Here is a 12,943-nt window from a genome sequence, read left to right on the forward strand (position 1 = left end):
GCCTCGGCCCTCGGGGCCTGCCAAGCCGGCGTGCCCAAGCCGTAGGGCTTGGAGGCGCCGGCGAAGGCGGCGAACCTGGGGAGGTCCGGGAGAGCTGTGATGAGTTCCGATATGAGGATTGATGAGCTGGCCGTCCCAGTCTGAATACTTAAATCGGGTTTTCCCGAACGCGGCAATGAAAGTCCTTTCGGGCTTATTGTTGGTATTGGCGCTTGCCTACATCGCCGTGAATTTCATGGGGCTTCCGCCCCAGCTAATTGCCGAAAACCTCGTCTACGCGGCGTGTTACGCGGCTATCGCTCTTCTGTTATTGAGGCAGGCCAGCAGAGGGCTCCTGGCAGTTTTACTGTTCATAGCCTCGTTCAACGCCGGGAGGGTTTCGGAGACCGTGTGGTCCCCGACTATAGGCCTCGGCCCACTTGCGCTCGAGCACGCGCCGCTTCTTTTATATCTTCTGCTCATCATCGCGTTGGCCATAGCGGCCTTGAATAAGAATTTACCCCGTTAATGTAAACTACTCCCTTTCGGCCTTGCCTGAGCCCAGTATTCTGGCTTGCGCCGCGGCTAGCCTGGCGAGCGGTACTCTGAACGGAGAAGCGCTGACATAGTCTACCGCAGTTTTCTCGAAGAAGTATATAGACTTGGGATCACCGCCGTGCTCGCCGCATACGCCCACCTCGATCTTGGGGTTGACCTCCTTGGCCGTCCTCGCCGCCAGTTCGACGAGTTTGCCCACGCCGTCTATGTCCAAGGTCTCGAAGGGATCGGCGTCTAGTATCTTCAGCTCTAAGTACTGCGGTATGAACTTATTCTCGGCGTCGTCTCTGCTGAAGCTGAAGACGGCTTGCGTTAAGTCGTTCGTGCCGAAGCTGATGAAGTCGACCTCTCTCGCTATTTTATCCATGGTGAGCGCCGCCCTTACGGTCTCCACCATGGTGCCTATCTTCACGTCGAGCTTCACGCCCGTCTCCTTCTCCACGTCGGCCAAGGCCGGCAGTATGCCCTTTTCCTTGACATATCTTATCTCCCTGACATCGCTCACTTGAGGTATCATTATCTCCACGACGGGGTTGAAGCCCTCTCTCTTCAACTCGGCGGCGGCCTCGAGTATAGCCCTCGACAAGTAGTAGTAGAACTCGGGGTACGTCACGCCTACGCGCACGCCGCGGTGTCCGAGCATCGGATTGGCCTCTTGTAAGGCCTTGACTCTTCCGTACAGCCACTCCAGCTCCTTGACGTCCTTTCCGGCCGCCTTAGTCTCGTATATCTGCTGTAACACCTCCTCGGGCTTCGGCAAGAACTCGTGGAGCGGAGGATCGATGAGCCTCACTATCACGGGCAAGCCGTCCATTATCTTGAAGATCTCCTTGAAGTCGCTCTTCAACATCTTGTACAACGGCTCTAGGTATTTCACTCTCTCCTCGCGGCTCTCGGCGAGTATTACCTTGCGGAGCAACTCGAGCCTCTCCGGTTTTCTGAACATACGCTCTATCCTCAAAAGCCCTATGCCCCTCGCGCCGAATTTCCTGGCCAACGCGGCGTCCTCCGGGAGATCGGCGTTGGCCCTAACGCCGAGCCTCCTGATCTCGTCGGCCCAGCCGAGCAACTCCTCGAGCTCCGGTATCAGCTCGGGCTCTACAGTGGGCACAACGCCGGCGTAGACGTTCCCCGTGTTGCCGTCTATGGTGACCCAATCGCCCTCCTTGAAGACTTGCCCATTGACGCTCATGGTCTTCGCCGATTCGTCTATCACGAGCGCCTCCGCCCCCACCACGGCGGGTTTGCCGATTGCCCTGGCCACGACGGCCGCGTGCGAGGTCATGCCTCCTCTGCTCGTGAGGACGCCCACAGCGGCGTAGAAGCCGTGGACGTCGTCAGGCTTGGTCTCCACTCTGGCCAAGATCACCTTTTTGCCCTCGCGGGCCCACCTCACCGCATCGTCAGGGTGGAACACCAATTGGCCCGACACAGCGCCAGGGCTGGCCGGGAGGCCCTTGGCTATGGGCTGGGCCTTAACCTTGGGATCTATGCGCGGGTACAAGAGCTGGAGGACGTGCTCGGGCGATACCTTGAGCAACGCCTCCTCCTTTGTGATGATACCCTCCTTGGCCATATCCACGGCGGTCTTGACGCGGGCCAGCGGAGTCATCTTGGCGTTGCGGCACTGGAGGAAATACAGCTTTCCTCTCTCTACGGTGAACTCGACGTCTTGTACGTCCTTGTTCACTTTCTCCAACAGCTTCACGCCTCTATACAGCTCGTCGTAGAGGTGCGGGAACCTCTTTTTGAACTCCTCTATGTCCATCGGAGTCCTAATGCCGGCCACAACGTCCTCGCCTTGGGCCACCGGGAGGAACTCTCCGTAGAGCTTGTTCTCGCCGGTGGCCACATCGCGGGAGAAGACCACGCCCGTCCCGCTGTCCCAGCCCATGTTGCCGAAGACCATGGTGACCACGTTGACCGCGGTGCAGTCGGCTATGTCTGGGGTGATCTTCTCGGCTACTCTGTAGAATATGGCGCGCGGGCTATCCCAAGAGCGGAAGACGGCCTTGATCGCCAACCTCAACTGCTCCCAGGGATCCTGCGGGAACTCGCCGTAGTGCCTCTTGACGATGTCCTTGAACTTCTCGACCGCCTCCTTGAGGCCCTCCACGGGGACTTCTGGATCCTCCTTGGCTCCGTACTTCCTTTTCACCTCCTCCCAAGCCGACGAGAAGAGCTTGTCGTCAATTCCGAGCACTATTCTGCCGAACATGTTCACGAAGCGCCTATATGCGTCGTAGGCGAACCACTCGTTGTTTGTCTGTTTGGCTAATCCCTTAACGGTCTCGTCGTTAAGGCCTAAGTTCAACACCGTATCCATCATGCCCGGCATGGACACGGCAGCGCCAGAGCGCACCGAGACGAGTAACGGGTTCTCGGGGTCCCCGAACTTCTTTCCAGTCTTTTGCTCTAGACGCCTCATGTGCTCCACGACCTCCTCCCACAGTCCAGGGGGCAAGTCCAAGCTGTTTATCAGAGAGAAGAGCTTATTTATGAGCTGATCCCTCACCTCGGGCTGCGGTTGCTTTGCCAGCAAGGACTCCAGCTCCGAAATCTCGGCCCTTCGAGGCGAGAAGAAGTCCTTACACGCCTCGGTGGTGATTATAAAACCCGGCGGAACCCTCAAGCCTAACTGTGTCATCTGGATGAGGCTGGCGCCTTTTCCGCCGAACAGCTTCTTGTTCTTGTAATCGGCCTCCTCGAAGTCGTAAACATACTTCTTCGCCATGGATAAAGAGAAATAGAGATCTAAAAAAGATTTTCCTTATATATTCTTAAAAGTAAAATAAATAAATAATCTTAGGTCAATTTAAAATATAGAAAACTAGAATTACGAATCGTTTAGGCACAATCTATCATAATAGATAATTAACCTAAATAGAACTACTCGGGAAGAAGTAGACTCGATAAATACTTGGCGAGGACGTATAGCCTCTGCGACCGCAACACCACGTGCGCGGCCCTCGCCACCCGTTCGCTCGTGGGGTTGAAGGCTATGGCAAAGCCGGCCCTCTCTAACAACGGGAGGTCGGTCTCGCTATCGCCAACCGCTACGGACTCCTTCAATGAGATGCCCCGCCTCGATAGGACGGACTCGGCTATCTCGGCCTTGTTTGTGTCGGTGACAGAGACCACCACGCCCGAGACTAAGCCGTCTTCGTACACTAAGTCGTTCACGTGGAACTCGTCGAAGCAACGGGACAGCCTCCTGGTGTACCCCACGCCAGCCGATATGGCGACTCTGAAGACCGAGCTACGCCTTAGGACGTCGCAGAGCTCCTCGAAACCCTCCCTCGGCTTGAACAAGGACTCGACGATATACTTAGGCGCGCCGCGCCATAGGGCCACATCGGCGATGGCCCAGTCCACGTAGTCTATATACCTCTTTTCGTACAAGACTCTGTTCAGATCCGCGTTAACTCCGAGGATCTCGTGGAGCCTCTTCCAAGCCGACCTAAAGCTTGTCAAGACGCCGTCTACGTCCAAGATAACGGCTCTATACTTCATTCCCTATAGACCCTAATAGCGCCTGAGGGGCAGTTCCTCTCGGCCTCCTTTACGGCATCATAAAGGGAGTCTGGCACCATCCCCTCCTCTATTTTGCCATCGACTCGGTATTGCTCCACGATGGCGGGCTTGCCCTCCGGCAAAACGGGCACGAAGACCGTAGGCGCGTAGAATAGGCAGAAATGAGCGACGACGCATTTGCCTCTGTCTATCCTCACTCTGACGACCATGGCAGTCCGTTATCCAGATTATATATCATTGCAGCCCCAAGCTCCTCAACAACGCCTCTGTTATATCGCCGACGTCCTCTAACGGCGAGAGCTCGCATACCCTATCGCCGCATAGCGCTACGCCCTCGTATGCTAAGAGGGCCCTTTTAACCCCTACGCCGTAGGTGTATCCGCCGAGGGCTCCGTTCGATCTGACGACGCGATGGCAGGGCAGAATAACGGGGTATTTGTTGCCCGCGAGGAGGCGACCGACCGCCCGAGGGCTTTTGCCTATCGCCGATGCAAATAACTTGTAAGAGGTGGCCGAGCCGCGCCTTATGCCGAGCAAGGGGATAAGAGGGTCTCGGGGATCCAGCTTAACGTGTTTGACAAACTCCGACAACTCGACGTATGCCTCGCAACGATCGACTACTTCGATCCTATTCCCCCTAAGCGCCAGAGACACCGGGCCGTACTTGGAACAAATTATTTTACGCGCCATAGTCTACGTGGCGAAGGTGATATTCGCAGGCGTCTTGGCGTTTTTAGCGGGCAGGAGAGAGCTCCAAATAGAGGCGGCCAACGTGAGGGAGCTCATCGAGAAGCTCAGGGATATGCCGAAATTATACGAAAGGATAGTGAGAAGTAAGGGCAAGTTGTATCCGGACATATATATAGCAGTCAACGACGTGGATATAAGGCTGCTCTCGGGGCTGGACACTGCGCTTAAAGCGGACGACACGGTCCTAATACTGGCCTATATACACGGCGGGTAATAGGCCTAGGAGGGGAGCGCCAAGGCCGGTCTTGCGCCGAGCTTAACCGATGCGTTTGCGTTTCGGCAATTGGGCGCTTGCTTGAACTTTCGCGGCTTGCTCCTCCTTTATCTCGACGGGCTCTTCCGGCATCTGCAAGACCACCATCCTCGCCGCCACTTTTTGGGGCGTCATGAGCACCTCCTGGCGGTAATACACAACGCCCTCCGGCACCTCGGATTTGGAAAATATGGCTTGGAGGAACAGAGTGCCTCCGAACAACGCGATCGTCAGAAAGCCCGTGAGCACGACGCCCCACAACGTCGCGTTCTCGATGAAGCCTTGTAGCGGCCCCACGGGGAGGACGGAGCTCTGGGCCAAGACCTCTCTGAGCGCCCAGAGGGCGAAGAAGAGAAACCACAAGAAGAGCCCGGCTAGCCCCCACCTCACGAGGAAATCCCCCAGCCAACGCCTCGCCGAGCCTTTAGGCCTCCCCGACGCCATTAAGGCGATTAACGCAGCGATGAGGACCATAAATGCCCACGACGCGATGATAGAGCCCTTAACGTTCAATATTTGTTCAAACACGGAAATAGCTGAAACCTATAATATAAAGATATCTCTTAGATAATGGCCCCAGCGACGTGTTGGCGGTTAAATTCCTGGGACTCTTAAAGCATGATACTGGCAGGCGACGAGATCAAGAAGCTCATCTCCTCGGGCAGACTGTCGGTCGACCCGCTCCGCCCCGACACGGTGAGGGAGAACGGCCTCGATCTGCGCATAGGGAGGGAATACGCCATATACGCCTACGAGGGCGCCGCCATAAGGCCGTGCGATTTGGCCGAGGGCGAGGCGAGGAGGCATTTCAGAATAGTCAAAGACGCCGAGGAGATAGCCATACCGCCTCGCAACTTCGTCTTGTTGACCACCGAGGAGTACGTCAAGATGCCGGAGGACGTCGTGGGCTTGGCCAACCTCCGCTCGACCTTGGCCAGGTACGGCCTCGTCATACCGCCGACGGTGGTGGACGCGGGCTTCGAGGGCAATATAACCATAGAGGTGGTGAACGAGTCCCCCAACACCGTGGTCCTAAGGCCGGGCCTCCGCTTCCTCCACTTGATCCTAGCGAAGGCCGAGGGATCCGCCAAATACCTCGGCGCGTATCTAGGCCAAAGAGGCGTCACGCCGCCCAAGGGGCTTAAGGACGAGTGCTAGAGCACTCTACTCCCCTTGTCCTCCACCACTACGTCGTCCTCTATCCTAACGCCGAAGCGGCCCCGCAGATACACCCCGGGCTCAATCGTGAAGACGTTTCCCGCTCTAAGCTTGTAGGGCTCGCCGGGGGCTATGTTCGGCGCCTCGTGGAACTCGAGGCCGAGCCCGTGCCCAGTCCTGTGCACGAAGTACTGACCCAGCCCGTGCCTCCTCAACGCCGATCTGGCAGCCTCGTCGACCTCGCCGGCGCTGACGCCCGGCCTCGCCGTGGCTATAGCCGCCCTCTGCGCCTCCGAGACGGCCGCGTAGACCTCTTGGAATCCCGCTGGCTCGCCTCTGAAGGCGAACGTGCGTGTTATATCGGCGTAGTACCCATCATAGGCGGCGGTCACGTCAATTATCACCACGTCGCCCTCGCCCAGCTTTCTGCTGGTAGGGCTCTGGTGAGGCAACGCCGTGTTCTCGCCGAATTGGACCAAGATGGGGCCTGGCCGTAACCCCTTCTCGACTAATTTCAAGTAAATAGAGGCCGCGGCCTCCCTCTCCGAGATGCCGGGGCGGAGCTCGGCATATGCCTCGGCCACGACCTCCTTTATGATCTCGGCGGCTTTCGCGATCCTCTCCACCTCCTCGGGGCGTTTCACGGACCTCAAGCTGTTTATGTAATCGTCGGCTATCTTGTAGGCGGTTACGCCGAGGGCTCTCTTTATCACTTCCCAAGCCCTCAAGGTAGTGCTCCCGTCTACCTCGACCTCACGATCGCCGCACATCTCGGCGGCTCTCCTCAACGCATCGGCTGGATCCTCGCCGTCGGAGTAGGCGAAGGCAGGGCCGGGGACGCGAGCCTCATCGAGCTTGGGCACAACGAAGGCTCTCCCGGCGTTGCATATGACCAACGCGGCGAACCTCTCGTACGCCTCTAGCTCAACTCCGGCGAAATAGCGTATATTGACCGGGTTAGTCACCACGAGCACATCGGAACTAAAACACCTCTATATCAACTTCCTCCAAGCGATTTCCGGCTAGCCTCCACGCCCTCAACTCGGCTGTGTAGACGTTGGCTATCACCCAGACGACCCTCCACATTTTCATATACTTAACATCTACGGGGCTCGGGACGGGGGCGCCGGGATGGGTGTGGAATAATGCGATTAACTCCAACCCAGCCTCCTCGGCGGTTTTAAGGGCAGCGTAGACCTCCTCGGGGTCGAGCTTAAACACAATAGGGCTCTCGGCCACGTTCCGCATCCACCTCCACGCCTTGACCGAATCCCCTACGCCGAACAACAAGGCGGCGCACTCCTCGCCGGGATCGCACCTAGCCTTAAGCTCGTCGACGAGCTCTCGGGGGATTCTCATAGAGCCTCCTCCTGGCCTCGACGATGACATCGACTATCCTTATAGAGGCCGGGCACACAAGCTCGCAAGCCCTACAACGCAGACATGTGGCCAAGCTCTCAAGGACGAAGTCCGAGACTCCGACATCGGCGAGCGCCGCCCGCGCCATCCGGAGCCTTCCCCGAGGGCCGTAGTGCCTCATCCTTAAAGCGTTGTATGTGGGGCACACGGCCTCGCAGAAGCCGCACCTAGCGCACCTATCTATCTCGGCGAGGGCATCTAACATCGCTATGATATTATCTCGGCGAGGTCGAATATCTTGACGCCGCCTGCCCGCGACAAATTGACGTAGCAGATGGGGCACACGACCACGACGACGTCGGACAACTTAGCGAGTTGCCTCACGCGGATCTTGGCGACCTCCTTGGCCACGTCCGGCTTTACCGACTCTATTGGGCCCCCGCAACAGCCCGAATACGCCTTGCCCGTCACGTAGGGGTCCTCCACATGCGTAACTCCCACCGAGTCCAATATCCGCCTGTAGACGTCGTATCTATTGAGATATCGCGCATATAGGCAGGAGTCGTGCACCACGACCTTGTTCACGCTAGCCCTCGAGGGCTTGACGAGGTCCATATAGCTCACTACCTTTATGTCGAAGCCGTCCACGAACTCGGGGTACACTTTCTCCAGTACGTGATGAGTGTGGGGATCCACCGTCACCACCTCCTCTACGCCGCGCTCCTTGAAATACCTATACACCTCGCGCGCGTATTCCGCGAACTCGTCAACGAAGCCCAGCTCGTATAAGAGAGCGCCCGAATACGGCTCGTCCTTCAAAACCCCGAACTGGACGTTAGCCTTGGCCAACATATTGGCTATGTTCTTGAGTATGCCCTCTGCCCTCCTCAGCTCCTCTTCGGAGGGCTTCAACACGAGCCCGCCCAATAGCCTGGCTCCCATTGCGGCGACCTTGGCCTTGATGCCTCCGGACGTGGCGCCGGTCCTCTCCAACATATCCACGGCGCGGGCTATCAAGGGCGCCAGCTGGTACATACACGACGTGTAGAGCACGCGCTTGCCGCCCTCGGGCAGCCCGTCGGCCCATCTGCTACAGTACGACCTATCCACCGGGAGCGGGAGCTTGTTGCGCCTCAAGCTCTCGACCAGAACGCCCTTGAGAGAACGTATCCAATCCTCCATCATTCCAGAGGCGTGAACAAGGTCTTGACGGCCCTCTCCGACAGCCCCATGAGGAACTCGCCCACTCTTCTCCCGTCTCCGTGCACGACAAAGACAGAGAGACATCTATCCCCTATATGTATATGCGAGTAGCTGGCTATCAGGTCCTTGTACTGTTCCATTATATGGCCCACAGCCTCCGTGCTCTCCGCAAGTGAGAGGATCGCGCCGAGGCAGAGGTGTCCCTCCTTGAGGTGCTTCGAGTAGAGTTGCACAAATGCGGACACCGCCTGCGCCACCACGGCGCTGCGCGTGACGCCGAGCTCTCTCGAGATCTTGTCCACCTCGACTGCGAGCTCCTCGGGCAACGATATCCCGAATCGCTTCATGTATTGACGACGATTTAGTATATAATTAATATTGCGGTCGGCTTTCATGGACTGTATCGGGGTGGTCGACACCACGTTCGCCAGAGTTGACATGGCCTCGGAGGCCATAGACGAGATAAAGAGCGTAGCTCCCGACGTGCGGATCAAGAGGATAACCGTGCCGGGGATAAAGAACACCATATGGGGCGCCAAGAAGCTGGCGGAGGAGGGCTGCACGGCTTTATTGGTCCTAGGCTGGGTCGGTCCCACGCTCACCGATAAGCTGAGCTACTTGGCCATGTCGATAGGGCTTATAGAGCTCCAGATACACATGGACGTCTTAATACTCGATGTGACGGTACATGAGGATGAGGCCTCCGACGAACGGGAGTTGAAATCGATAGCGATAGATAGAGCCAGGAAACACGCCAGGAACTTGATCGCCTTGTTGAGAGGAGACCTCACGCGTTTCGCGGGGATGGGGCTTAGGCAAGGACGCCCGGACGTAGGACCTATTATATAGAAAATGAAACGTACAATTATTATTATTATGGCCTCATTTATGTACAAATAGATACGGCGTCTTCCCTAATACAATATTAATAGTAAAATTAATAATATTAATGGATAAATTATTTTACTTATATCAATAGAAAGCCATATATAGTCACAAGACGTTGCTGTCAACGGGCGGTTGATGCCCCGGCGTACCCCCCTGGCAAGCGCATGACCGCCCGTACTTTCTATCTGACTATCAGCCCGAGGACAGCCGCCATAATGCCGGTGAGATATATCCCGTCCCATACGCCGGCGCCGCCTATCGAGGCGAGGGGCGGCATCTGCGCCAAGATCTTCCTTATGTTATAGACATCGGCTCCGAGCAAGGTGCCGTAGACGCCGACGATGTAGGCCACGGCGGGCGTCAGCCCGCCGGCCCAGAGCGAGAGCAACAAGGACGCTAGCGGGGGCAGAAACCCAGGGGTCACCACCCCGACGCCGGGCACTACTCTGCTCATGTAGTAGACGAGAACCGACGCTACGAGGGCCGACGCCGTAGCGCCCAGAGCGTAAAGGGGAGGCAACATGGCCAGCATGTAGGTGGACAATGCGACGGGCACTAGGGCGCCTCCTACATTGACGGCGAGTCTGGCCACCTCTTCTTGGACCGCTATTTGAGGAACGGGCACTGGCAATCCGAAGAAGTATATAATACCCACGGTTGGGTAGTAGACTCTCCTCCTCGTTGTATATATCACGACGTGTAGGGGGCTCGTCAAAAGGCTTAAGAGGGTCGAGGCCGATGCGATAGCTATCGAGGCCGTTACGCCGACCCCTATCGTGCGCAACACGGCGGCGAGGCCTGTCAGATACGACGGCATCAGGAGCAGAGCAAAAGCGGCGTAGATGATCCCCATCAAGCCCGTGAAGGGCGGCGAGAATATGACGCGGCCGGAACCCCTTACGCCCTTCGTCGTATGTACTTCGAATAGGCCGCCTCCGCTATATCGGCGGCTAGCGCGGTTATCAGCATGGCTTCGTGCATCACAGGCGCAACCCCCTCGCATGTGGATAGGGCTAAGAGCCTCTTAAAAACCGATTCCCGCTCCAATATAGCCCTCAAGGCCCCCTCGTGCAAGCCCTCTAGGAAGGACTTGGCGGCCCCCTCGGCGTATTTCTGAAGAAGCTCGAACTCCTCGGCGAGCTCCTTCTGGCAACTCACCTTGTTCTGCAACAGGTAGTTGGTGGCTCTGTCGAGCGCATCGCCCATGTGCTCCAAGTTCTTAACTACTATGACGTAGTCCACGAAGCTCTGGGGGTCTTGATAGACGTTCTTCTTGATGATCCGAAGCGATAGGAAGTAGAGGCGATCTAGCTGGTCGTCCATGCGCAAGAGCTCCTTGGCGTTTTCTTGATCCCGCCCTCTCACGAACTCAAGGAAGAGGTGGAACATAGCCATCACCGTGGTGTACATGCTTCTCACCACCTCGTCGACGTTGACGTCCTCCTTGGTGACTATCCTAAGCTTGAGTTTGCCCTCAGACTCGAGCGCCACGACGCCGGGCAGTTTGCCCTCTATTCTGCTCACCAGCGCTGAGATGTTATTGGACTCCACCTCTATCTCGTCCACGCCCTCTATGTAGTACGCTATGATGTCCCTCAAGGCTGTCTCGACGTCCTTCTCCTTCAAGGTCGCTATGAACGCGGCCCTCTCGGACGTGGCGGGTAGTATCAAGATCTTGTTCGCCTCTGCCAAAACTTTCAGAGGCGAGCCTACTTTTAACTGATTAGACTCGACCCACTCTCTAGGAAGAGTTATGCCGTAGGACCTCTCACCTATTCTTATTAACTTCCTAATCTCCATAGATCTATGAAGTTTCGAGTCTAATAAACATTACTTAGGTATAAGCCTTATAGCTTCGTAGACTCATAGTCTGGGATTATCCGGGTATAACTCTGCGCAAAGCCCTTCCATTTATTCATGAGGACCTCCTACCGCGATGTTCCACCTACAGAGGAGCATCCCCTTTCCGCCTATAAGGCTCGAGAGAATCGAGCGGTACCTACAATTCTTAGTGCAGAGGGGATCCGCCACTATAGACGAGCTGAAGGAGGAGCAACTCGATTTCGGGAAAGGCAAGGGAGATATAACGAGGTTCTTGGAGAGACTAGGCTTAGTGGCCGTCTCGGGCAAGGCAGTTACGCCGACTAAGTCGGCTTATGATCTACTCACCGCGTATAAGCTCGTCGGGCCTGCCGCCTTCCACCCGGTCCTCCGCGCTGCGTTGACCCAATATCGCATATTGGCCGAGCTTCTCGAGGAGCGACGCGCCGTTAAGCCCGAGGAGTTGCTCGAGGCCTTGAACAAGAGGCTTTCGGAGATATCTCCGTCGGGCTGGGTCAACAACGTCGCCTTCAAGTCGCTTGTGGCGTTGGCTGTGGACGTGGGCCTAGCTAAAAAGGACGGCAAGCTCTTAGTTTACGCCGGCGATCCCATAGCCCGTGCGCTCGACGAGAGGGGAGCCGTTATAGGGGGCATCGCCTACGTCGACGACGTGCCGGAGTGGTTGAGGGAATGCGCCAAGCCGCAGAAACCGCTCGGAATAGCGCAACTAGACCCAGGATGTGCGTCGCGCGCTATAGAGAGGCTAGTGCAGAAAAATAATTAAGACAAATATTCCATTATGGCAAGGCGGAAGGAGGAGCGAAAGAAGGGGAGTTTATTGGATTTCCTAGGCGGCGAACAGCCCGAGAAGCCATCGGTTAAACCCGAAGGCGTTGCGGATGTCGTGTACGGCTTCATATCGAGTAGAGGATACGTAGCAAAGGAGGAGCTCTTCGAATGGGGCAAAGCCAAGGGTTACACCACGGCTGATCTCATGAGGGCCATAGATGCGTTGGCCAAGTCGGGGAGGATAAGAAAGCGCCTAGACGACGAGGGGAGGTTGATATATAGTGCCCGTTGAAGGAAAACTATATATTTAGATATTGAGGCCCTATTCGTGGAGGTTTGCGAGATACTAGGACGATACCTAGCCAAGCTGGTGGAGGGAGCGAGAGGGAACGTAGTCAGCTTTACAGTGGGCGATGTCTCCAGGTGGTCGGAGGAGAAGTACAGGACTACCCGATCTGTCACGTTAAGAGTAGCGGCCATATGCGAGGCCCTTCTGGCGCAGGGACTCATAGAGAAAATAGGCAAGAAGTACATACTCAGAAGGGGCTCGCCGCTCTGGGAAGCCGCCTCCAGAGGCGACATGGACGCCGTGTGTGATATAGTGAGACGTGCTATTATCGTGGCTGAAAGAACTTAATTACCTCTTTTTTA

General features: G+C 56.5%; 19 protein-coding genes. 7 read left to right on the forward strand and 12 right to left on the reverse strand.

Translation table 11 applies throughout. The annotated features are described in order from the left end of the window. Positions 1 to 175: 175 nt before the first annotated feature. Positions 176 to 508, forward strand: a complete 333-nt coding sequence (locus ACZ5PA_RS01060; RefSeq protein ID WP_464930443.1) for a hypothetical protein — start codon at positions 176 to 178, stop codon at positions 506 to 508. Between the two features lie 6 nt (positions 509 to 514). Here the strand turns inward: ACZ5PA_RS01060 and ppdK are convergent, their stop codons facing one another. The 4 genes from ppdK to ACZ5PA_RS01080 all read right to left on the reverse strand — a co-directional run bounded on the left by ppdK (position 515) and on the right by ACZ5PA_RS01080 (position 4,725). Continuing rightward, on the reverse strand, positions 515 to 3,271 hold the full coding sequence (gene ppdK, locus ACZ5PA_RS01065; protein ID WP_464930444.1) for a pyruvate, phosphate dikinase: 2,757 nt from the start codon (positions 3,269 to 3,271) through the stop codon (positions 515 to 517). 155 nt (positions 3,272 to 3,426) lie between these two features. Further along, positions 3,427 to 4,050, reverse strand: coding sequence for an HAD family hydrolase (locus ACZ5PA_RS01070; protein ID WP_464930445.1), 624 nt, complete (start codon positions 4,048 to 4,050; stop codon positions 3,427 to 3,429). Continuing rightward, the gene (locus tag ACZ5PA_RS01075; RefSeq protein WP_464930446.1) at positions 4,047 to 4,280 is read right to left on the reverse strand and encodes a ferredoxin; all 234 of its coding nucleotides are present in this window, start codon (positions 4,278 to 4,280) and stop codon (positions 4,047 to 4,049) included. The genes ACZ5PA_RS01070 and ACZ5PA_RS01075 overlap by 4 nt, the downstream gene beginning before the upstream one ends. 25 nt (positions 4,281 to 4,305) lie before the next feature. Continuing rightward, positions 4,306 to 4,725: a methylated-DNA--[protein]-cysteine S-methyltransferase gene (locus tag ACZ5PA_RS01080; RefSeq protein ID WP_464930447.1), complete on the reverse strand. Its 420-nt coding sequence runs from the start codon at positions 4,723 to 4,725 to the stop codon at positions 4,306 to 4,308. Positions 4,726 to 4,768: 43 nt separating this feature from the next. Between ACZ5PA_RS01080 and ACZ5PA_RS01085 the strand changes: the two genes are divergently transcribed. Further along, positions 4,769 to 5,035, forward strand: a complete 267-nt coding sequence (locus ACZ5PA_RS01085) for a MoaD/ThiS family protein (protein ID WP_464930448.1) — start codon at positions 4,769 to 4,771, stop codon at positions 5,033 to 5,035. 42 nt (positions 5,036 to 5,077) lie between these two features. Here the strand turns inward: ACZ5PA_RS01085 and ACZ5PA_RS01090 are convergent, their stop codons facing one another. Next, positions 5,078 to 5,602 carry a hypothetical protein gene (locus ACZ5PA_RS01090; RefSeq protein WP_464930449.1) on the reverse strand — a complete coding sequence of 175 codons (525 nt, stop codon included), beginning with the start codon at positions 5,600 to 5,602 and terminating at the stop codon, positions 5,078 to 5,080. A 90-nt stretch (positions 5,603 to 5,692) separates the two neighbouring features. On the opposite strand from ACZ5PA_RS01090, the gene dcd reads away from it, so the two are divergent. Further along, positions 5,693 to 6,232, forward strand: coding sequence for a dCTP deaminase (gene dcd / locus ACZ5PA_RS01095; RefSeq protein ID WP_464930450.1), 540 nt, complete (start codon positions 5,693 to 5,695; stop codon positions 6,230 to 6,232). Here the strand turns inward: dcd and ACZ5PA_RS01100 are convergent. Genes ACZ5PA_RS01100 through ACZ5PA_RS01120 form a run of 5 tightly spaced genes read right to left on the reverse strand, consistent with a single transcriptional unit; the run spans position 6,229 to position 9,141 of the window. Continuing rightward, positions 6,229 to 7,206, reverse strand: a complete 978-nt coding sequence (locus ACZ5PA_RS01100) for a M24 family metallopeptidase (RefSeq protein ID WP_464930451.1) — start codon at positions 7,204 to 7,206, stop codon at positions 6,229 to 6,231. The two genes, dcd and ACZ5PA_RS01100, sit on opposite strands and share 4 nt — an antisense overlap. 7 nt (positions 7,207 to 7,213) lie before the next feature. Then, the gene (locus ACZ5PA_RS01105) at positions 7,214 to 7,591 is read right to left on the reverse strand and encodes a M67 family metallopeptidase (protein ID WP_464930452.1); all 378 of its coding nucleotides are present in this window, start codon (positions 7,589 to 7,591) and stop codon (positions 7,214 to 7,216) included. Continuing rightward, the gene (locus ACZ5PA_RS01110; protein ID WP_464930453.1) at positions 7,557 to 7,856 is read right to left on the reverse strand and encodes a 4Fe-4S dicluster domain-containing protein; all 300 of its coding nucleotides are present in this window, start codon (positions 7,854 to 7,856) and stop codon (positions 7,557 to 7,559) included. Before ACZ5PA_RS01110 ends, ACZ5PA_RS01105 begins: the two co-directional genes overlap by 35 nt. A 2-nt stretch (positions 7,857 to 7,858) precedes the next feature. Next, positions 7,859 to 8,776, reverse strand: coding sequence for a (Fe-S)-binding protein (locus ACZ5PA_RS01115; protein WP_464930454.1), 918 nt, complete (start codon positions 8,774 to 8,776; stop codon positions 7,859 to 7,861). Then, a complete protein-coding gene (locus tag ACZ5PA_RS01120; protein WP_464930455.1) occupies positions 8,773 to 9,141 on the reverse strand; it encodes a CopG family ribbon-helix-helix protein in 369 nt (122 codons plus the stop codon). The genes ACZ5PA_RS01115 and ACZ5PA_RS01120 overlap by 4 nt, the downstream gene beginning before the upstream one ends. Before the next feature lie 46 nt (positions 9,142 to 9,187). On the opposite strand from ACZ5PA_RS01120, the gene ribC reads away from it, so the two are divergent. Next, positions 9,188 to 9,643 carry a riboflavin synthase gene (ribC, locus tag ACZ5PA_RS01125; RefSeq protein WP_464930456.1) on the forward strand — a complete coding sequence of 152 codons (456 nt, stop codon included), beginning with the start codon at positions 9,188 to 9,190 and terminating at the stop codon, positions 9,641 to 9,643. A gap of 220 nt (positions 9,644 to 9,863) precedes the next feature. Here the strand turns inward: ribC and ACZ5PA_RS01130 are convergent, their stop codons facing one another. Next, positions 9,864 to 10,535, reverse strand: a complete 672-nt coding sequence (locus tag ACZ5PA_RS01130) for a DUF1614 domain-containing protein (protein ID WP_464930457.1) — start codon at positions 10,533 to 10,535, stop codon at positions 9,864 to 9,866. A gap of 44 nt (positions 10,536 to 10,579) precedes the next feature. Then, a complete protein-coding gene (locus ACZ5PA_RS01135) occupies positions 10,580 to 11,482 on the reverse strand; it encodes an AbrB/MazE/SpoVT family DNA-binding domain-containing protein (RefSeq protein ID WP_464930458.1) in 903 nt (300 codons plus the stop codon). 136 nt (positions 11,483 to 11,618) lie between these two features. Here ACZ5PA_RS01135 and ACZ5PA_RS01140 point away from each other — a divergent pair, with 136 nt between their 5' ends. From ACZ5PA_RS01140 to ACZ5PA_RS01150, 3 genes are read left to right on the forward strand one after another with little or no spacing between them, the layout of a single operon-like run. Continuing rightward, a complete protein-coding gene (locus ACZ5PA_RS01140; protein ID WP_464930459.1) occupies positions 11,619 to 12,287 on the forward strand; it encodes a hypothetical protein in 669 nt (222 codons plus the stop codon). A 15-nt stretch (positions 12,288 to 12,302) separates the two neighbouring features. Then, positions 12,303 to 12,584 (forward strand): hypothetical protein, encoded by a 282-nt coding sequence (locus ACZ5PA_RS01145; protein WP_464930460.1) that lies wholly within the window; start codon positions 12,303 to 12,305, stop codon positions 12,582 to 12,584. 36 nt (positions 12,585 to 12,620) lie between these two features. Then, entirely contained in the window at positions 12,621 to 12,929 is a 309-nt protein-coding gene (locus ACZ5PA_RS01150) for a DNA-binding protein (protein WP_464930461.1), read from the forward strand. Positions 12,930 to 12,943 lie beyond the last annotated feature (14 nt).

The sequence above is a fragment of the Thermoproteus thermophilus genome (genome assembly GCF_055392855.1).

Bases quoted from the DNA above. Each gene is read 5' to 3' on its own strand.
- ACZ5PA_RS01060 (WP_464930443.1), top strand. From the start codon at position 176: ATGAAAGTCCTTTCGGGCTTATTGTTGGTATTGGCGCTTGCCTACATC.
- ppdK (WP_464930444.1), bottom strand. From the start codon at position 3,271: ATGGCGAAGAAGTATGTTTACGACTTCGAGGAGGCCGATTACAAGAAC.
- ACZ5PA_RS01070 (WP_464930445.1), bottom strand. From the start codon at position 4,050: ATGAAGTATAGAGCCGTTATCTTGGACGTAGACGGCGTCTTGACAAGC.
- ACZ5PA_RS01075 (WP_464930446.1), bottom strand. From the start codon at position 4,280: ATGGTCGTCAGAGTGAGGATAGACAGAGGCAAATGCGTCGTCGCTCAT.
- dcd (WP_464930450.1), top strand. From the start codon at position 5,693: ATGATACTGGCAGGCGACGAGATCAAGAAGCTCATCTCCTCGGGCAGA.
- ACZ5PA_RS01105 (WP_464930452.1), bottom strand. From the start codon at position 7,591: ATGAGAATCCCCCGAGAGCTCGTCGACGAGCTTAAGGCTAGGTGCGAT.
- ACZ5PA_RS01110 (WP_464930453.1), bottom strand. From the start codon at position 7,856: ATGTTAGATGCCCTCGCCGAGATAGATAGGTGCGCTAGGTGCGGCTTC.
- ACZ5PA_RS01115 (WP_464930454.1), bottom strand. From the start codon at position 8,776: ATGATGGAGGATTGGATACGTTCTCTCAAGGGCGTTCTGGTCGAGAGC.
- ACZ5PA_RS01120 (WP_464930455.1), bottom strand. From the start codon at position 9,141: ATGAAGCGATTCGGGATATCGTTGCCCGAGGAGCTCGCAGTCGAGGTG.
- ribC (WP_464930456.1), top strand. From the start codon at position 9,188: ATGGACTGTATCGGGGTGGTCGACACCACGTTCGCCAGAGTTGACATG.
- ACZ5PA_RS01130 (WP_464930457.1), bottom strand. From the start codon at position 10,535: ATGGGGATCATCTACGCCGCTTTTGCTCTGCTCCTGATGCCGTCGTAT.
- ACZ5PA_RS01135 (WP_464930458.1), bottom strand. From the start codon at position 11,482: ATGGAGATTAGGAAGTTAATAAGAATAGGTGAGAGGTCCTACGGCATA.
- ACZ5PA_RS01140 (WP_464930459.1), top strand. From the start codon at position 11,619: ATGTTCCACCTACAGAGGAGCATCCCCTTTCCGCCTATAAGGCTCGAG.
- ACZ5PA_RS01145 (WP_464930460.1), top strand. From the start codon at position 12,303: ATGGCAAGGCGGAAGGAGGAGCGAAAGAAGGGGAGTTTATTGGATTTC.